18 protein-coding genes are annotated in these 17,220 nt (G+C 59.5%); 9 read left to right on the top strand and 9 right to left on the bottom strand.

Annotated features, from left to right (window positions below):
- The first annotated feature begins 222 nt into the window (after nucleotides 1-222).
- Both IFJ82_RS04020 and IFJ82_RS04025 read left to right on the top strand, forming a co-directional pair.
- Nucleotides 223-993 carry a response regulator transcription factor gene (locus IFJ82_RS04020; protein ID WP_003622130.1) on the top strand — a complete coding sequence of 257 codons (771 nt, stop codon included), beginning with the start codon at nucleotides 223-225 and terminating at the stop codon, nucleotides 991-993.
- Between the two features lie 600 nt (nucleotides 994-1,593).
- Nucleotides 1,594-1,998 (top strand): hypothetical protein, encoded by a 405-nt coding sequence (locus tag IFJ82_RS04025; RefSeq protein WP_040512944.1) that lies wholly within the window; start codon nucleotides 1,594-1,596, stop codon nucleotides 1,996-1,998.
- A 64-nt stretch (nucleotides 1,999-2,062) separates the two neighbouring features.
- On the opposite strand, the gene IFJ82_RS04030 is transcribed toward IFJ82_RS04025, so the two are convergent.
- The 4 genes from IFJ82_RS04030 to IFJ82_RS04045 form a co-directional block, all read right to left on the bottom strand.
- Nucleotides 2,063-2,299, bottom strand: a complete 237-nt coding sequence (locus tag IFJ82_RS04030; RefSeq protein WP_003622138.1) for a hypothetical protein — start codon at nucleotides 2,297-2,299, stop codon at nucleotides 2,063-2,065.
- Nucleotides 2,300-2,708: 409 nt separating this feature from the next.
- Nucleotides 2,709-3,341 carry a hypothetical protein gene (locus tag IFJ82_RS04035; RefSeq protein ID WP_225578767.1) on the bottom strand — a complete coding sequence of 211 codons (633 nt, stop codon included), beginning with the start codon at nucleotides 3,339-3,341 and terminating at the stop codon, nucleotides 2,709-2,711.
- A complete protein-coding gene (locus tag IFJ82_RS04040) occupies nucleotides 3,338-3,511 on the bottom strand; it encodes a hypothetical protein (RefSeq protein ID WP_192265685.1) in 174 nt (57 codons plus the stop codon). The genes IFJ82_RS04035 and IFJ82_RS04040 overlap by 4 nt, the downstream gene beginning before the upstream one ends.
- A gap of 6 nt (nucleotides 3,512-3,517) precedes the next feature.
- Nucleotides 3,518-4,210, bottom strand: a complete 693-nt coding sequence (locus tag IFJ82_RS04045) for a YfdX family protein (protein WP_003622143.1) — start codon at nucleotides 4,208-4,210, stop codon at nucleotides 3,518-3,520.
- A gap of 441 nt (nucleotides 4,211-4,651) precedes the next feature.
- On the opposite strand from IFJ82_RS04045, the gene dinB reads away from it, so the two are divergent.
- Nucleotides 4,652-5,839: a DNA polymerase IV gene (gene dinB / locus IFJ82_RS04050; protein WP_225578768.1), complete on the top strand. Its 1,188-nt coding sequence runs from the start codon at nucleotides 4,652-4,654 to the stop codon at nucleotides 5,837-5,839.
- Here the strand turns inward: dinB and IFJ82_RS04055 are convergent.
- From IFJ82_RS04055 to IFJ82_RS04065, 3 genes are all read right to left on the bottom strand, one after another.
- A complete protein-coding gene (locus tag IFJ82_RS04055) occupies nucleotides 5,776-6,357 on the bottom strand; it encodes a DUF1643 domain-containing protein (RefSeq protein WP_192265687.1) in 582 nt (193 codons plus the stop codon). The genes dinB and IFJ82_RS04055 overlap by 64 nt on opposite strands.
- Nucleotides 6,358-7,025: 668 nt before the next feature.
- Nucleotides 7,026-8,315 carry an NAD(P)/FAD-dependent oxidoreductase gene (locus tag IFJ82_RS04060; protein ID WP_062809408.1) on the bottom strand — a complete coding sequence of 430 codons (1,290 nt, stop codon included), beginning with the start codon at nucleotides 8,313-8,315 and terminating at the stop codon, nucleotides 7,026-7,028.
- An 88-nt stretch (nucleotides 8,316-8,403) separates the two neighbouring features.
- Nucleotides 8,404-9,327 carry an MBL fold metallo-hydrolase gene (locus IFJ82_RS04065; RefSeq protein WP_003622152.1) on the bottom strand — a complete coding sequence of 308 codons (924 nt, stop codon included), beginning with the start codon at nucleotides 9,325-9,327 and terminating at the stop codon, nucleotides 8,404-8,406.
- A gap of 94 nt (nucleotides 9,328-9,421) precedes the next feature.
- Between IFJ82_RS04065 and IFJ82_RS04070 the strand changes: the two genes are divergently transcribed.
- The 3 genes from IFJ82_RS04070 to mntR all read left to right on the top strand — a co-directional run bounded on the left by IFJ82_RS04070 (nucleotide 9,422) and on the right by mntR (nucleotide 11,560).
- Nucleotides 9,422-10,090, top strand: coding sequence for a peroxiredoxin (locus tag IFJ82_RS04070; RefSeq protein ID WP_192265689.1), 669 nt, complete (start codon nucleotides 9,422-9,424; stop codon nucleotides 10,088-10,090).
- Nucleotides 10,091-10,098: 8 nt separating this feature from the next.
- Entirely contained in the window at nucleotides 10,099-10,965 is an 867-nt protein-coding gene (gene purU, locus IFJ82_RS04075; RefSeq protein WP_062809407.1) for a formyltetrahydrofolate deformylase, read from the top strand.
- Between the two features lie 136 nt (nucleotides 10,966-11,101).
- Complete coding sequence (gene mntR / locus IFJ82_RS04080; RefSeq protein WP_003622155.1) at nucleotides 11,102-11,560, top strand: manganese-binding transcriptional regulator MntR; 459 nt, start codon at nucleotides 11,102-11,104, stop codon at nucleotides 11,558-11,560.
- A 16-nt stretch (nucleotides 11,561-11,576) separates the two neighbouring features.
- Here mntR and IFJ82_RS04085 read toward each other — a convergent pair whose 3' ends face one another.
- Nucleotides 11,577-11,828 (bottom strand): hypothetical protein, encoded by a 252-nt coding sequence (locus tag IFJ82_RS04085; RefSeq protein ID WP_225578769.1) that lies wholly within the window; start codon nucleotides 11,826-11,828, stop codon nucleotides 11,577-11,579.
- Nucleotides 11,829-12,735: 907 nt separating this feature from the next.
- Nucleotides 12,736-13,689 carry a GAF domain-containing protein gene (locus IFJ82_RS04090; protein WP_192265691.1) on the bottom strand — a complete coding sequence of 318 codons (954 nt, stop codon included), beginning with the start codon at nucleotides 13,687-13,689 and terminating at the stop codon, nucleotides 12,736-12,738.
- Nucleotides 13,690-13,963: 274 nt separating this feature from the next.
- Between IFJ82_RS04090 and IFJ82_RS04095 the strand changes: the two genes are divergently transcribed.
- The 3 genes from IFJ82_RS04095 to IFJ82_RS04105 all read left to right on the top strand — a co-directional run bounded on the left by IFJ82_RS04095 (nucleotide 13,964) and on the right by IFJ82_RS04105 (nucleotide 17,179).
- Entirely contained in the window at nucleotides 13,964-14,929 is a 966-nt protein-coding gene (locus tag IFJ82_RS04095; RefSeq protein ID WP_040511114.1) for a thiamine pyrophosphate-dependent dehydrogenase E1 component subunit alpha, read from the top strand.
- Between the two features lie 83 nt (nucleotides 14,930-15,012).
- Nucleotides 15,013-16,041 (top strand): alpha-ketoacid dehydrogenase subunit beta, encoded by a 1,029-nt coding sequence (locus IFJ82_RS04100; protein ID WP_062809406.1) that lies wholly within the window; start codon nucleotides 15,013-15,015, stop codon nucleotides 16,039-16,041.
- Nucleotide 16,042: 1 nt separating this feature from the next.
- On the top strand, nucleotides 16,043-17,179 hold the full coding sequence (locus IFJ82_RS04105; RefSeq protein WP_192265692.1) for an acetoin dehydrogenase dihydrolipoyllysine-residue acetyltransferase subunit: 1,137 nt from the start codon (nucleotides 16,043-16,045) through the stop codon (nucleotides 17,177-17,179).
- The last annotated feature ends 41 nt before the right edge of the window (nucleotides 17,180-17,220 follow it).

Consider the following 17,220-nt stretch of genomic DNA (forward strand, 5'->3'; position numbering starts at 1 on the left):
TTTCTGGGGCGTGGCATCTGTCCGGTTGATGCACGATAAATAAATAAATTCCTGCTTTGATGACAAATTATCGACATTAAATAGTATATTTCAGCCACACATAGGAACATATTCTCTTGATGAATGAGTGTGTGGTGGCTTATTCACAACCATGAGATTGTTTCATAAAAAAAATACACTTATAGGTAGTAACACATATTAACAAAAATATTGGTGGTCGATATGCGTGTTTTACTCGTTGAACCGGATAAGGCCATGATGGACAAGGAAGCCAGCCAGTTGCAGGCGGTTGGCTTCATGGTCGATCATGCGACCTCCGGGCATGATGCGATTGCGATGCTGAAACTGTATGACTACGACATTGCCGTCCTTGAACTCGGCCTGCCGGACATGGAAGGCCACGATGTCGTCCGGCGCTGCCGCGCGGCGCGGATCGCCACGCCGATCCTGATCCTGTCCGCGCAGGACAGCGCACAGGCCAAGGTGAAGGCGTTTTCAACCGGGGCGGATGATTATGTGACCCGCCCATATGATCCGATGGAACTGACGGCGCGCATGCAGGCGGTCATCCGCCGGTCCAAGGGATATAGCGAGCCGACATTGCAGGCCGGGGCGCTGCGTCTTTCCCTCGACAGTCGTGACGTTTCGGTCAACGGGCGGTCCGTTCACCTGACGGGCAAGGAATACATGATCCTTGAGCTGTTGCTGCTGCGCAAGGGCATGGTCCTGACGAAGGATGCGTTCCTCAATCACCTGTATGGCGGCATGGATGAGCCGGAGATGAAGATCATCGATGTCTTTATCTGCAAGCTGCGCAAGAAGCTGCAAAAGGCGGGCGGTGAAAACCTGATCACCACGGTCTGGGGGCAGGGTTACATGCTCAAGGACGATGCTGTCACCACGCTTCCCATGCCAGGCGCGGGCAAAGGGGAAATCGCGCCCCATGTCGCGGCGCAGGCCACTGCACACAGCGTAGGCGGTTCCGTGGTCTGATCCTGACCTGATGATGGTCATGCGACGCACGTAACAGCATCGCCCCCAATGCTGTTGACCAGATGTCTGAACAACCCGTCATGAATTCCTTCATGGCGGGTTTTTCGTACCTGTTGCCATCGCGCCTGTTGCGGGCATGATGACGGTGACGTCTGGAATGATCCGGTGATAAAGCACCTGAAATCACGTGCACGCGCTTCCAGAACGTTGTGAACTTTGGACAATGCCTGCGTAATACGACATGTGCCGGTCGGCTTTTGGAAAAAATATGCGGGGCCATATGCTGGCCCCGCAAAGTTTAAAAGTGATAATTCGATATGCGATGCCCCCATCGCCCCTTAGATATCGCACGGGTTTTTTTGACCGGACATGAGATAGATCAAAGTCGATGAAAAATAATGTATCGACGTGCCGGGATCTGTCATCGCGCGGCAGGAACGTGATATTTTCCCCTGATGAACCATGCGTCATGTCCTGCATGGCATCCTGTTCGGCTTTGCCAGCGTTTCGGATCGGGAATATGAACGGGGTGGAACAAGGGGTATCTGGATGAAAACCAAGATCAGGACGAATCGGAATCTGTTGGCGGTCCCGGCATTCATGACCGTGGCGTGCCTGTCGCTTGCGGGATGTGAAAGCGTGCGTGACCAGATTGCCGATCGCGAAAACAGCCTCGCCGCCGCAGGGTTTGTCGCGCGCCCGGCGAATACGCCGCAACGTCAGGAAATGCTGCAGAAGCTGCCACCGAACCGTTTCTTGCAAAAACCGTTCGGGGACCATGTCCTTTACATCTATTCCGATCCCAAGGTCTGCAACTGCCTGTATGTTGGCAACCAGGCTGCCTATGGCCGGTACCAGTCCTATGTCCAGGCGCAGAATCTGGCGGATCAGCAGCAGATGACCGCGGATATGTATGAAGATGCCTCCTGGAACTGGGGCATGTGGGGCTGGGGCGGTGGTGGCTGGGGCGGTGGCTGGGGTGGACCTGGCATGGGCATGTGGTGATGCCCGGTCCCGGCGCGCCCCGGTTCACGGGGCACCGGGGCAACCCCGCCATGCGCCCGGCGGGTTATTTCAGGCGATGGTCGGCATAGACGATCATCTGCCAGGCCTCCTGCGTGCCCAGCCGGTGGGGATGGGCATGGATGGGGGGCAGGAGCTGTCCCTCTGGTGTGGCGATTTCAAAACCGCATCCCACACACCGATAGATGCCCGAATGTGGTGCAGGCGTACGCGGATGATGCAATCGGTCGAATTCGGCGTCGGTCCACACCGTTAGGAATTGTGAAGACTGGTACAGCGCCATTCAGGTCTCCCTACGTTACGTCCTGGCGGATACGGCAGCACCCTGCCTGCGGGGGCATGGCGGTTCATTGAAACCGAATGTGCCACAGGTATAAATGTGCCAGAAGAATAACGGTTTGTCGCCATCGCTATGACCGGTCCTGCTATGGCCACCGATACGGGCGGGCATATCAGGGTATTTGAGTGGGAAAACCTGATACGAAATTGTAATTATACAGTTTTTTCGGGCTTGCCTTCATGCGTATCGAAGCGCACCTCCACAGGATTTCGATGTATCACTGGCGCACTGGTCTTGCAGGCCGTCGTCTAGGGCATTTCCACCGAAAACCGGTTCGGTGAAAATGCTCCGGTTTATTGTTTTTACAAGCATCTTCACCTGTTTGAAGGCACGCATTCAAACAGGATCTGCTTTAGTCATCCGAATGCAGGGTTGTGAACTGTTCGATATCGGAAATGACGATACCGTTCAGTCCCCCATGCGCCGCCACCCATTGGAATGCGTCGGGGTCGGTATCGAATGTCGGGTCGAAGTGGTCGCCATGCACCACGCCATAGGCCTGATAATACACATGGGGGGTGGCGGGGATATGATCCGCCGTCCATGTCCAGTCTTCCGACAGGACGGCCCGTGCCGTGACGCTGGCGCAGGGATGGGCGCGTGTCAGGGTGGCGGCAGTGTCGATCATGATGGCGGCCTGTGGGCGGTGATAGCCGTTGTCGCCGCCAATATCTTCCATCTGCAATGCGCGCCTGCGCTGTTCCTCCGCCCGGGGCAGGCCCCGCCATCCATCGCCAAACGGGGCGGCATGGGCGCGGTCCAACGGGTCGTCCGCCGGGCCAAAGGCATGTCCGGCGTAATTGAAGACAGTGCCCGGCGGCACCGTGATCGAATCGAAATGTGGGGTATTGGGCGCGGGGTCCGATTCCGCAACGCGGCGATCAAAGCAGATGCGGATTTCGCCGCCCCATGCCGTATGCGGGTGCAGGGGCATCAGGCCGGTCATGATTCCAGCCATTCCTGCCATCAGGGCGAATCGTCTCATTGGCCTGTCCTGCGCAGGGCTGCGGCCCGGATCGTCTGCGCGGTAGGGCCGCAGCATATCCGACCAATGGCGTTATGCCCGTGTCCGCCCTGTGTGGTCGATCCTGCGGTCCATCCTGTACGGCCTGACCCGGCGACACCATGTTTGCGGTGCGCCGGGCTGGCTGTCATGGGGTGTTACTTGCTTTTTTTGGCCTTGCCGCCTGCCGGGGCGTCAGGTGTTTCGACCATGTCCTCGGTCACGAAACGGATCGAGTTCTGGGCATCGGCCAGGGCTGCGTCCGCGCCCTTTGTGTCCTTGCCCGCCAGCAGGTTGGTGGCGCGGTACACGTCATCGGCGCTGGCCTGCAGCGGTGCGATGGCAAGCACAAAGTCCACGTCAACAGCCGCAACCTGAAGGTTCTGGCTGGCCTGCGCGGTCTTGCCCTTGTTCAGGCTGGCATTGGCGGCGGTGATGGCCGTGCCCTTGGCCGAGGTCGGTTCAAGGTCTTCCGTCACGATATATTCGCCATCAACCGGCAGCCATGCGACGGGCTGCGTGTTCGGTGCGGTGGTCGGGACGGGCGCGCCAGCCGGAACCTTCTTGGGCTTGGAAAGCTGGGATTCCGCCTTCATGAAGACGCGGTTGTCGGTCTTGGCGCGGGTAAAGGCATTGTTGGCATCGGTCAGCAGCTTCGTCGCGCCTGCGGTATCGCCATTGGCCAGTGCGGTGCGGGCCATCGTGATATCGTCGAATGCACGGCTGCCGTCGATCGACAGCTTGGTAAAGTCGCGATTGACGGCGCGCGTGTTCGACGGCGTGGCGGAAGCAACGCCCGTAGCCGCACCCAGCATCAGCAGCGAGGCAGACAGAAGTCCGATTTTCTTCATTTCCATGACCCTCTGAAAATATTTGGCTGATATGATTACCCGCAAACCTTCGCAACAATAAGGGGCACATGTGCATCCCGGCTCCTCTTTCCTCGCATGTCATGCACGCGGCATCCCGCCATGGGATGGGAATGGGGGGCTGCATCGTCAAATCCGGTATGTCTTATGGTGCGGTGTGCGCTAGGATGGGGTGTTTCGTTCCGTATGGGAACGAAGACGACAGAACTTAAGGAAATCGACCCATGTCCGAATGTACGACAAAGTGCCCGTCCAAGTCCCCTTGCCTTAAGGGTATTCTGGCGCTTGGGGCCATTGCTGGCCTGGTCTTCTTCTTCGTCAAGAAAAAGAAGTGCAACGGCTGATTGTCAGTCATGTGGCGCGGCCGTGGCCCCTTTGGGCCGCGGTGCGCCACACCGGCGGGCATGTCCCCCGGATATGCCCATGACGGAGACGCCCATGACGGATGGCGCCACGCCGTGGGCAATACAGGCGCCGGACGTGCGGCGGATCATCCATGTGGATATGGATGCATTTTATGCCTCGGTGGAGCAGCGCGACAATCCCGCCCTGCGGGGCCGCCCGGTTGCCGTTGGTGGCGACAGGCTGCGTGGGGTCGTCGCCGCCGCAAGTTACGAGGCCAGGCGTTTTGGTGTGCGTTCGGCCATGCCGTCGGTCATTGCGCGTCGCAAATGTCCCGAACTGGTGTTCGTGCCGCCACGCTTTGACGTCTATCGGGCGGTTTCGGCCCGGATACATCAGATTTTTGCCCGTTATACCCCCCTGATACAGCCACTTTCCCTGGATGAGGCATATCTGGATGTGACGCATCCGTTGCTGCCGCGTGGGTCGGCCACGGAAATTGCGCGTGAAATCCGTGCCACCATCCGTGCCGAAACCGGCCTGTGTGCCTCTGCCGGGGTGTCGTACAACAAATTCCTTGCCAAGCTGGCGTCCGACCATCGCAAGCCCGATGGCCTGTATGTCATTACCCCGCGCCATGGGGCGGAGTTCGTGGCGGATCTGCCGGTGGAACGGTTCCATGGCATTGGTCCGGCCACGGCGGCGCGGATGCATGCGTTGGGCATCCATACCGGGCGTGACCTGCGCGCCCGCACGCTGGAGGATCTGGCGCGACATTTTGGCAAGGTTGCCGCGTTTTACCATGGCGTGGCGCGGGGCGTGGACCATCGTCCCGTCGAATCCGATCGTCCGCGCAAGTCACTGGGGACGGAACGGACGTTTGAGCACGACCTGTACGAATGGTCCGACATGGCCGCGCCGATGACCGATATGTGCCAGCGCGTCTGGCATGGCTGCGAACGGCGTGACCTGACCGGGCGCACCGTGACGATCAAGATCAAATACAACGATTTCCGCCAGATCGTGCGTGCCAGTACCCTGATGCAGCCCGTGGCAACGGCACAGGAACTGTCGGCCCATGCGTTGGGGCTGCTGCGCGGGTGTTTCCCGCCCGAACGTGGCGTGCGGTTGCTGGGTGTGGTGGTGTCCACGCTGCTGCCGCGCGCGCAGGTGAAGGTGCAACAGCTTGCCCTTGCGCTGGGGCCTCAGTCGCCCGACAGCGTATCAATCGCGGGCAGTGGTGTCGGGCGCAGGTCCGCCGGCAGGTAAAGCGGGTGTTCGGGACGCCGGGCGCGGCTGCTCAGGCGCAGGGCATTCACCACGATTCCCGCATTTTGCAACATGCGCACCACATCGGTGCCGCGTGCGCGCAACGCCTGATGACGTGGGCATCCATATGCCGCAACCACCAGATCCGCCCTGTGGGCCATGTCATGCAGGTAATGATCGTTTTCCGGCCCCACCGGGTCCGCCACCTCCATCAGTCGCGTCTGGTCCGTGCAGCGATAGGCAAAGGTATTGCCCACGAAAATCGTCCCGTATCCCCATGCCCGTGCGTAACGCTGGCATTTGGCAACCGTTCGGTCGTCACCATCTTCCGTTGCGACGGAGGGATTCATCATCAGCCACATTACCGCCGGCAGCGCAGGGGCCCATGTGCGCGTCAGGGCATAGCGGTAGCATTTGCCCGGACCGCCATAGATGGCATGGCTGATGACGTCATCGGACAGGCGCAGCGAGCGCGAACTGCCGACATGGTGGGAGGGGGAGGGGAGCGTTTTTTTCATCACCGCCGTTTCATACGCCGCTTTTGTTCGTGGTGCATCCTTAACGGGCAGGTCTGAAGGCCTTCGTGAAATAATGCCTCCCTGACATCAAGGGGACAGCACGCAGAGCGTGCAGGAAATGTGCGAATTTGCAGGAGTTTTCGGGGACAGTTTTTTTTGAGAAGCTGTTTGAAAAGTCAGACGCGATAACATCCTGAAATTATAAAGGTTTTTGGTGAAGCTTTTTCCAAAAAGCTTCAGAAGACGCCGCCTTTTTCGATCAAAAGGCGGCACCCAAAAACTTTTCCTGTTTTTTATCAATGATTTGTTTTCAAACAATCTCTGAAAGCAGCCCATGGATATGGGAATGGGCACTTTCAGAGGTTGCTTCAACATTCTGAAAAAGCGATGATTTCACAAAGGTTTTTTGGGAATTTTTTGCAAAAACCTTTGTGGTTTCGGCGGGGTGACGGATCCGACGTGTTCAGTGCGCCGCGTGGGAACAGCTTTTTCCGCAAAACGTCTGTCATTCGGATCATCGGTTTTTGCGTCCTGCCCGGATGGACAGGTTAAATAATCCATTGGAATGAAAATTTTAAAGCTGTGACGGGTGTTGCTTCTTTATAGGAAGGCAACATCCCGACACTTCTATTCTTTCTGATTAATGGGCTGTTTTGAAATGGTCTCTCTCAGCTCTTGCCACATAGCGGGCGGGGTTCGACCATCAGTTCACGCCCCTTGAGCATTCCATCCCAGTACAGCAGCGGCATGACATATTCCTTCAGCAGCCAGGCCAGATGGGTCGGCCGACGGCCATCAAGCACCCATTTCGGCAGGCTTGGCGCCAGCTTGCCGCCATATGCGAACTCCGCCAGTACGATCTTCCCGCGCTCCACCGTCAGCGGGCATGCGCCATAGCCGTCATAATCCGCGACCATGGGCCGACCCTCCAGCGCGGCGAGCGCGTTGACCGCGACGATGGGGGCCTGCTTGCGCACGGCGGCGGCCGTCTTGGCGTTGGAGGTCCCGGCCACATCGCCAAGTGCGAATATGTCATCATACTTGACGTGGCGCAGGGTGGCGGGGTCCACCGCAACAAAACCGTCCGCCCCGGCAAGCGGGCTGTTGCGGATCACGTCTGGTGCGCGCTGCGGCGGGACAGCGTGCAGCATCGCGAATTCGACTTCGCTCTTTGTCGTGACGCCATCCGCGCCGACGTTGGAGAAGGTGGCAACCTGCCGTGGCCCATCAACGGCGACAAGGTTGGATTTCAGTTGGAGGTCAATGCGATACCGCTCGATATATTCCATCAGCGCGGGGACATAATCCTTTACCCCGAACAGGCCGGGTGTCGCGGTATGGAAAGAGACGTTGATATTGTCCGCAATCCCGCGTTTGCGCCACGCATCGCATGCCAGATACATCGCCTTTTGCGGGGCGCCCGCGCATTTGATGGGCATTGGTGGCTGCGTGAACACCGCATTGCCACGTCCCAGCGTCTGGACCATCTGCCACGTATAGGGGGCAAGGTCATAGCGGTAGTTGGAGGTCACGCCATTGCGGCCGAGTGCTTCGGGCAGGCCCTCGATCGCATCCCAGTCCAGCATGATGCCGGTGGCGACGATCAGGATGCTGTAGCGCAGCGATGACCCGTTCGACAGGTGGACGAGACGTCCATCAGGGTCGAAACCGCTGGCTGCGGCCTGGACCCAGTCCGCGCCCGCCGGGATCAGCTTCTTTTCCGACCGGCGTGTCTGGGACTGTTTGAACACGCCACCGCCCACCAGCGTCCAGCCCGGTTGGTAGAAATGCGAACCCGACGGTTCCACGATGGCGACGGTGATGCCCGGCTTGCGCTTGAGGATGCTGGCGGCGGTGGAAAGACCCGCGGCCCCGCCGCCGATGATGGCGATGTCATAGGTCAGCCCGCGCGCGCTGCTGACCAGGGCGGGGGCCGTGGGGGCTGGGGTGTCGTTCATTATGGCTAACTCCTCGAAAACAATCAGGTTTGATCGTGCCGTGGTCTTGTTATGTGGGTCTTGTGATGCCGCAGCAATGGGCGGGTGGTCACACGCGGTCAATCGGGATCTTGATATAACGCGTGCCGTTTTCCTCTGCCTCCGGCAGGTGGCCGCCGCGCATGTTCACCTGGACCGAGGGCATCAGCAGGTTGGGCATCGACAACGTCGCGTCACGCCCGGTGCGCATGCTGACGAACGCCTCCTCGCTCACGCCTTCGTGAACGTGGACATTGTGGGCGCGTTCCGCCCCCACCGTCGTTTCCCATGCGAACGTGTCGCGCCCCGGTGCCTTGTAATCATGGCACAGGAACAGCCGCGTCCGTTCCGGCAGGCGCAGCAGGCGACGGATGGAACGATACAGCATCCGCGCATCCCCGCCGGGGAAATCCGCGCGCGCGGTGCCATAATCGGGCATGAACAGCGTATCGCCGATAAAGGCGGCATCCCCGATCACATACGCCATGTCCGCCGGCGTATGGCCCGGCACATGCAGTGCAATGGCGGGGATGGAGCCAAGCATGAACGTCTGCCCATCATGGAACAGGCGGTCGAACTGTGACCCATCGCGCGCGAAACGTGTTCCGGCGTTGAACAGTTTGCCGAATATGTCCTGTACCCGGATGATATCCGCCCCGATCGCAAGCTGCCCGCCAAGCTGTTCTTGTATCCATGGCGCGGCCGACAGGTGGTCTGCATGGACATGTGTTTCCAGCAGCCATTGCAGGTCCAGATCGTTTGCACGGATGTAATCCACCACGTCCTGCGCATGGTGGTGGGCGGTGCGTCCGGCGGCGGGGTCATATTCCATCACACTGTCGATCACTGCGGCCTCACGGGTGGCGGGATCATGGACGACATGTGTGGCAGTAAAGGTCGTATTATCAAAAAAAGTCTTTATAAACGGTACCTTATCAGATCTCAGGGCTGTAACGACCTGACGGTCCGCAGCGGCGAGGGCTAAATCTGACATGGCGTTGTCTTCACAATAGTTTATAAATTACATAATAAATGTATGTTGTCGGGCATCTTGCGTCAAGATGCGACAGGTGCAAAAGGGTCAGACAATGAATGACGGCAAGACCTCTCCCATTTCCAACGCCACGGCACAGCATCCGTTGCGTATCGGCGACCCGGCCCCGGATTTTCAGGCCCGTACCTCCCAAGGAGAGGTGCGGCTGAGTGATTTCCGCGGGAAATGGCTGCTTTTCTTCTCTCACCCGGCGGATTTCACCCCGGTCTGCACCAGTGAATTCCTGGCGTTGACGCGTGAATATGCCCGCTTCGAGGCGATGGAGTGCGCGTTGCTCGGCCTTTCGGTGGACAGCCTGTATTCCCACCTTGCATGGCTGGAGGCGATTCGTACCCGTTTCGGGGTGGAGATTCCCTTCCCCGTGGTGGAGGACCCGTCGATGGCGGTCGGGCAGGCCTATGGCATGCTGGCGGCTGACGCGCATGACAGTGCGACAGTGCGCGCGACCTATTTCATCGACCCCATGGGCATTGTGCGTGCGATCATATGGTATCCGATGTCGGTGGGGCGTTCGGTGGACGAATTGCTGCGTCTGCTGGCCGCGTTGCAGCGTTCGGCCGATGGCGATGTCATGACGCCAGAGGGATGGCGCCCCGGCGATGATGTCCTGGCCCCCGTGCCCCTGACGCAGGATGATGTGCGTGATGCGACGGGATGCTGGTTTTATCCCGCAACCCCCGACCACCTTTCCACCGGCAAGTAGAGGCGCGCATGCCCGATATGTCCGTCTATATCCTTACCCTGCGGTGCATGAACCGGCCCGGGATCGTCGCGGCCATCAGTTCGACGCTGTTTGGCGCGGGATGCGACATTACCGAGGCGCAGCAGTTCGATGCGTGGGAAAGCCGTTCCTTCTTCATGCGCGTGGTATTCCGCATGCCCGTGCATGCCGCGGCGGAGACGACATTGCGCGATGCCGTGGCGACCATGGCGCGGGAGTTCGAGATGCACTGGACCCTGCGCGCACGTGCGCAGCCCACGCGCACGGTGCTGATGGTTTCGCGCTTTGACCACTGTCTGGTGGATCTGCTGTATCGCTGGCGTATCGGTGAACTGTCGATCGACCCGGTTGCGATCATTGCCAACCACCCGCGCGAAACCTATGCGGGTATTGATTTCGGTGACATCGCCTTTCACTACCTTCCCGTCACGGCGGCCACACGCCCGGTGCAGGAGGCGCGGATTTGGGATATCGTGTCCGGTACGGGCGCGGAACTGGTGGTGCTGGCGCGTTACATGCAGGTCCTGTCGGATTCGCTGGTGTCGCGACTGGCGGGGCGGTGCATCAATATCCACCATTCCTTCCTGCCCGGCTTCAAGGGCGCGCGCCCCTATCACCAGGCCTTTGCCCGTGGGGTCAAGCTGATCGGGGCGACGGCGCATTTCGTGACCGGCGACCTTGATGAAGGGCCGATCATCGAACAGGATGTGGAACGTATTTCCCATGCCGACAGCCCTGACGACCTTGTGCGCAAGGGGCGCGACATCGAACGCCGCGTCCTGGCGCGTGCGGTGCGGTATTTCACGGAATGCCGTATCATTCCCGATGGGCGCAAGACGATCGTCTTCAGCGCGTGAACGCAGCCATGGCATCGGATGGGACACCAAGGGGGGAAATGCTTCTGCATACGCCACGGCCATCGGGCCATATCCATCGGTCGTGCGCCGGTCCCGATTTTCAGGAGACAGCATGACGCGCAGGAAACCGGGCCCCATGCCCGACCCCCGCACGCAGTCCGCCGGGTTCGAGCAGGCGCGTCAGTCCCGCAAGACCGCGCTGGTGGAAGATTATGTCGAACTGATCGCCGACCTTTTGCATGATGGTCAGGAAGCGCGGCAGGTAGACATCGCACAGCGTCTGGGTGTGTCGCAGCCAACGGTGGCCAAGATGCTGTGCCGGCTGGAGGCGGACGGCCTTGTCACGCGTCGCCCCTATCGCGGCATTTTCCTGACGGAGGCGGGGGAGAAGATGGCCGCTGACAGTCAGGCCCGCCACCATATCGTGGAGACGTTCCTGCGCGCGCTGGGCATCAGCGAGAAGAATGCGGGCATTGATGCCGAAGGCATGGAGCATTATGTGGGCGAAGAGACGCTCGCCGCCTTCGAACGTGCAATCCGTGCGGGCATTGCGGAGTTCATGGACACCCGCGCCGCCCCTGAAACGCGCAAATGATTCTGCCCGCCGTCGGTTAGGGCAGTGGCATATATTCATCGGCAAGGTAGTTGGGTGGCCCACCATCCAGCCCCTCGGGCGCAAATCCATCATTATAGGGGCCGTAATATCCCCCCATGCCCGTCTGTGTCTGGTTCCAGTCATTGTCGGCGATGGGGGGACCGTCAGGCCCGCTAAGTCCCATGTTATAAGGGCCCGCTCCCCCGCCACAGGCCGACAGCAGCCCCGTCGCGGCAAGCAGCACCGTCAGCCGGATCGGAAATGTCATTTCGTATTCCTCCCTCGTCATCATGTCATAATGGTTTGGCGTGATTCGTGACAGGGGCGCGCGCACAGAGCTTACCCGCGTGGCGTATCTGTCGGGTGGCCGGGGGCATGCATGTAAGGTGGTGGGGGCGTGTTTGCGGAGGAAAAGTCCTCAGCAGCCGCTGAAGTTTTTGAATGTTATTTTGTCGTAAGGATTAAAGGGACTGTTTGAACAGTCGCTTCGGGAAGCGCCTTGAAATCATCAGGAAGTTTTTGGTAAGAATTTTCAAAAATCTTAAATATTGTTTGAAAACAGATCATTGATAAAAATAAGAAAAGTTTTTGGGTGCCGCCTTTTTTCAAAAAGGTGGCGTCTTCTGAAGCTTTTTGAAAAAAGCTTCACCAAAAACCTTTATAATTTCAGTATGTTATTTGGGTTGACTTCTCAAATAATCTCTTCGACAGAATGTCATATTTTTAAAAGGAAGCGGCCCCTGAAAACTTTTCTTATTTTTTATAAATGGTTTTTAAGGAGTTGGATATTTCAGGTGTTACTTTAACCTTCTTGAAATACGATGCTTTTCACTGGTTTCTTGGGAAAATTTTCCGGAAACTTTCATTGTTTCAGTGAGGTGTGAATGCAGAACGTTTCAAACATCATATAAAGTAATGATGGGAATATTTAGGAGTGTTTTTTAAAGAAATCATCTCCATCAGAATTTTTAGTATCCCAAATGATTGCTGATGCTGCCTTTTTTGAACTGCCGTTGATGGCTTTTCGTATCGGTTGCAGGGGGCATCAAAAATAATCCTGAAATCATCATCAATTTACAAAATCTCGATTCTGATTTTTCCAAAAGATTTGTACAGACCTTTCATGCCCGAACCAGGGGCAGCCCCTGAAAATGTTGGGTATCCCCGGATTGCCGTTAACAGGCCTGCGTGTCCGTGGGGGCCAGCATCCGCATCTTGCGGTGAAGTGTGGATCGGCTGATGCCCAGCATCCGCGCCGCCACCGCCACTTTGCCACGCGCACTTGCCAGGGCGGAGCGGATTGCCATTTTCTGTGCATGACGCAGCTCGCCACCTTCGGCCATGGTGTCCTGCGTGTCGGCAAGAAGGCAGAAATTAAGGTCCTGCGCCGGGGCTATTCCCATATGCGCCCGCGCGGCATGGGTTGCGCCGACCACCACCCGGTCCGAATCCAGTGCAATCATGGGCACCGATCCGTCATGCCCTTCGCCCAGCAGCATGATCGCATGGCCGTGATATCGGTCCATGAAGGCAGTGTGTTCAACCTGCCGCGCCGCCTGCGTCACGATCGCACTGATCAGCGCGGTTTCACGGCCATCCTGTGCCGGATGGAACGAACTGGCATTGATTACGCCCGCCACGCGGCCCAGCGCGTCGTGGATGGGCGTCGCGATACAGGCCAGCCCACGCAGGGTGGTGCGCCAGTGCTGTGTGCCATGGACGGCCACCGGCCGCCCTTCGGCCAGGCAGGTGCCGACACCGTTTGTGCCCCCGTGCGTTTCATCCCATACCGCGCCGGGCCACAGGCACCATCGCCGCGACCCCCGCCGGATGGCAGGATCGACCCGGTGCGCCAGCACAACCCCATCCGCATCCGCCAGCAGCGTCGCATATCCCAGCGGTGACAGCATGGTGTGCAGTTGCGCCATCGCCGCCTCCGCATGCCGCAACAGCGCCCCTGACCGCTGGCAGCATTGCCGCAGTTCTGCATCGCATAGCACCTGCGGCATCCACGGTGCGATGGGGTCAAGCGCGTAGTCATGGCCACACCGGCGCCATGAGGCCTCCAGCTCGCCCTGTGTGGGCAGCATGGGCGTTTCATTGGGAACGGGATGGGGAAATGGGGGCATGCGTCGCCTTGTCGTGTAACGGTTGGTATTGTGTAACGGTTGGTACGTGGGTGTCTGGTGCGGTTAATGTCGCCTTAACCCATGGCGAAGTGTCGCGTTTCGCGACACTTCGGACATGGGGCGTCACATGGGCGTGAAAGCGATGCGCCCATGCTTGTTTCAGGCGGCGTGGTGGCGCTGAGGTGCGGATGTGCCCGGTCGCGCCAGATTGCCGCGCATCGGGTGGAGAATGAACGCCATAGACGAACCCATGGCTGGAACAGGGAAGATATCCATGCAAATAGCGCGTGAAACGCTGCTGCGTTCCTATCGTGCGATGCGCACCATCCGCATGTTCGAGGAACGCCTGCATGTCGAGTTCGCAACGGGCGAGATCCCAGGTTTTGTTCACCTGTATTGCGGGGAAGAGGCCTCGGGCGTTGGCGTATGCGCCAACCTGACGGATAACGACACGATCGCCAGCACCCATCGTGGCCACGGCCATTGCATCGCCAAGGGCGTGGGGGTTGCGGGCATGATGGCCGAAATCTATGGCCGCAGCACCGGTGTGTGCCGGGGCAAGGGCGGGTCGATGCATATTGCCGACCTTGGCTGCGGGATGCTGGGCGCCAATGGCATTGTTGGTGGTGGGCCGCCGCTGATCTGTGGCGCGGCATTATCGCACAAGACGCTGCGCAATGGCGCTGTGGCGGTCGCATTCTATGGCGACGGGGCCTCGAACGAGGGATCGACGCTCGAAAGCCTCAATCTCGCATCGGTGTGGAACCTGCCTGCCGTTTTCGTGGTGGAGGATAATGGCTATGGCGAGGCCACGGCCGCGTCCTATGCCTGTGCCGGCACGCAAAAGGCGCGTGCGGCCGCGTTCGGCATGCCCTATTTCGAATGCGACGGATCTGATTTCTTTGCCGTACACCAGGCCTCGGCTGAGGTGATCGCACATGCGCGCGCGGGCAATGGGCCTGCGATGCTGCATGTCCACCTGCAACGCTGGTACGGCCATTTCGAAGGGGACGCGATGACCTATCGCGCCGCGGGCGAGGTGGCGGAGGCCAGGCGCGACCATGACTGTCTCAAGCTGTTCCGTGAACGCGTGACACAGGCCGCCCTGCTGGAGGAGACGGCGCTTGACGAGATCGACGCCGCCGTCGCGGACGAGATCGAAAGCGCGGTCATGCAGGCCAAGGCCGATCCCCTGCCGCAGGAACCGGACCTGCTGGCGGATGTGTATGTGCGGTACTGAACCGGTTGCGCATCGGTGCGGGCGGGCGGGAACGCTCCGCCTGTGACCGCGATATTCGCAACCATTGTCCGAAAGAATGAAGAATGAGCAAGAAAAGCTTTCGACAGGCCATTAACGAGGCGATCCGCCTGGAAATGCGCCGTGACCCGCGTGTCATCCTGATGGGCGAGGACGTGGCCGGTGGCCGTGGTGGCTCTGCCGGGATCAAGGATGCATGGGGCGGCGTGCTGGGTGTGACCAAGGGCCTTTTGGAGGAATTCGGGGAGGATCGCGTCCTCGACACCCCGATTACCGAGGCCTCTTATATTGGCGCGGCGGCAGGGGCGGCGGTGACGGGCCTGCGTCCGGTCGCGGAACTGATGTTCGTGGATTTCGTGGGCTGCTGCCTTGACCAGATCATGAACCAGGCGGCCAAGTTCCGTTACATGTTCGGTGGCAAGGCGCGCACGCCGCTGGTGATCCGCGCGATGTATGGCGCGGGGTTCAATGCCGCGGCACAGCACAGCCAGGCGCTGTATCCCCTGTTCACCCATATCCCCGGCCTGAAGGTGGTTGTCCCTTCTTCCCCCTATGAGGCGAAGGGCCTGCTGATTGAGGCGATCCGCGATGATGATCCTGTCATCTTCCTTGAAAACAAGGTGATGTATGACGAAGAAGAAGACGTCCCGGACGAGGCCTATACCATTCCGTTCGGCGAAGCGAACCTGACGCGTGAAGGCAGCGATGTCACGATCGTGGCTTTCGGCCGTATGGTGGGCCTTGCCAATCAGGCGGCGGACCGGCTGGAACGCAAGGGGATCGGCTGTACGGTCATTGATCCGCGCACGACATCGCCGCTGGATCGCGACACGATCTTGGAATGCGTGGCTGATACCGGTCGCCTTGTGATCGTCGATGAATCAAGCCCAAGATGCAACATGGCCACCGACATCGCGGCCCTGGTGGCGGAAGAAGCGTTCGACGCCCTGCGCGCGCCCATCCGCCGTGTCGTGCCGCCCCATACCCCGGTGCCGTTCGCGACGGTGCTGGAAAACCTCTATCTTCCCAGTGTGGAGCGGATAGAAGCGGCCGTCACATCGGTCATGAACGTGCGCGTTACGGAGAAAGCCTGACATGGCAAGTGAGATCACACCCATCACCATGCCCAAATTCGGCCTTGCCATGACAGAGGGGAAGGTCGCGGGCTGGATGATCGCCCCGGGCAAGCCGGTGAAGGCGGGTGACGAACTGGTCGATATCGAGACCTCAAAGATCACCAATTCCTTCGAAAGCCCTGCATCAGGTATCCTGCGCCGGCAGGTTGCACCCAATGGGGAAACTTTGCCGGTCGGCGCGCTGATTGCGGTGGTGGCGGACGCATCGGTGCCGGATACGGAAATCGACGCGTTCATTTCCCGTTTCCAGTCGGAATTCGCTGCGAACAACACCTCGGACGAAGGTGCGGAAGCTGCGGTGGAACCAACCCTTGTAACGGTTGGTACGCATATATTGCGCGTGCATGACCTTGGCACGGGGGACGCGACGCCGCTGGTGTTGATCCATGGTTTCGGCGGGGATCTCAAGAACTGGATGCTGAACCATGCGGCGCTGGCGCACGGGCGGCGGGTCATCGCCTTTGACCTGCCGGGCCATGGTGGGTCGTCCAAGGATGTCGGGCCGGGAACGCTGGAATTCTTTGCCGATGTCACCGCGCAGATGCTGGATCATTTCAACCTGTCGCGGGTACATGTGATGGGGCATTCGCTGGGTGGCGGGATTGCGCTGACACTGGCGCGCACCGCGCCGGGGCGCGTGGCCGCGCTGTCCCTGATCGCGCCTGCCGGGCTGGGGGCGCAGGTCAACATGACCTTCATCAACGGCTTTATCGAGGCCGACCGCACACGCGCGTTGCAAGATGTGCTGAAGTTCCTCGTGCATGACAAATCGCTGATTGGTCGGCGCATGACTGATGATGTCCTGCGCTATAAACGCCTTGATGGGGCGCAGGCGGCGTTGCAGGCGGTGGCGGCGGCGTGTTTCCCCGGCGGGAAGCAGGGTGACGACCTGCGGCCCGTGCTGACGGGCGGACAGGTGCCGGCAACCCTTCTGTGGGGGGAAGAGGACGAGATCCTGCCCGTTACGGAGGCCGACGGCCTGCCAGAAGCCATTACGCGCCATGTCTTCAGCGGGATCGGGCACATGCCACAACTGGAATGCGCCTCCGATGTAAATGGCATCGTGGAGACGTTCCTTAAACAGCACGATCACTGATCCCGCGCGGGTGCGTGCATCCGTCGCTGGTTGCGGGGATG

The organism is Novacetimonas hansenii, from assembly GCF_014843995.1.
Lineage (GTDB): Bacteria > Pseudomonadota > Alphaproteobacteria > Acetobacterales > Acetobacteraceae > Novacetimonas > Novacetimonas hansenii.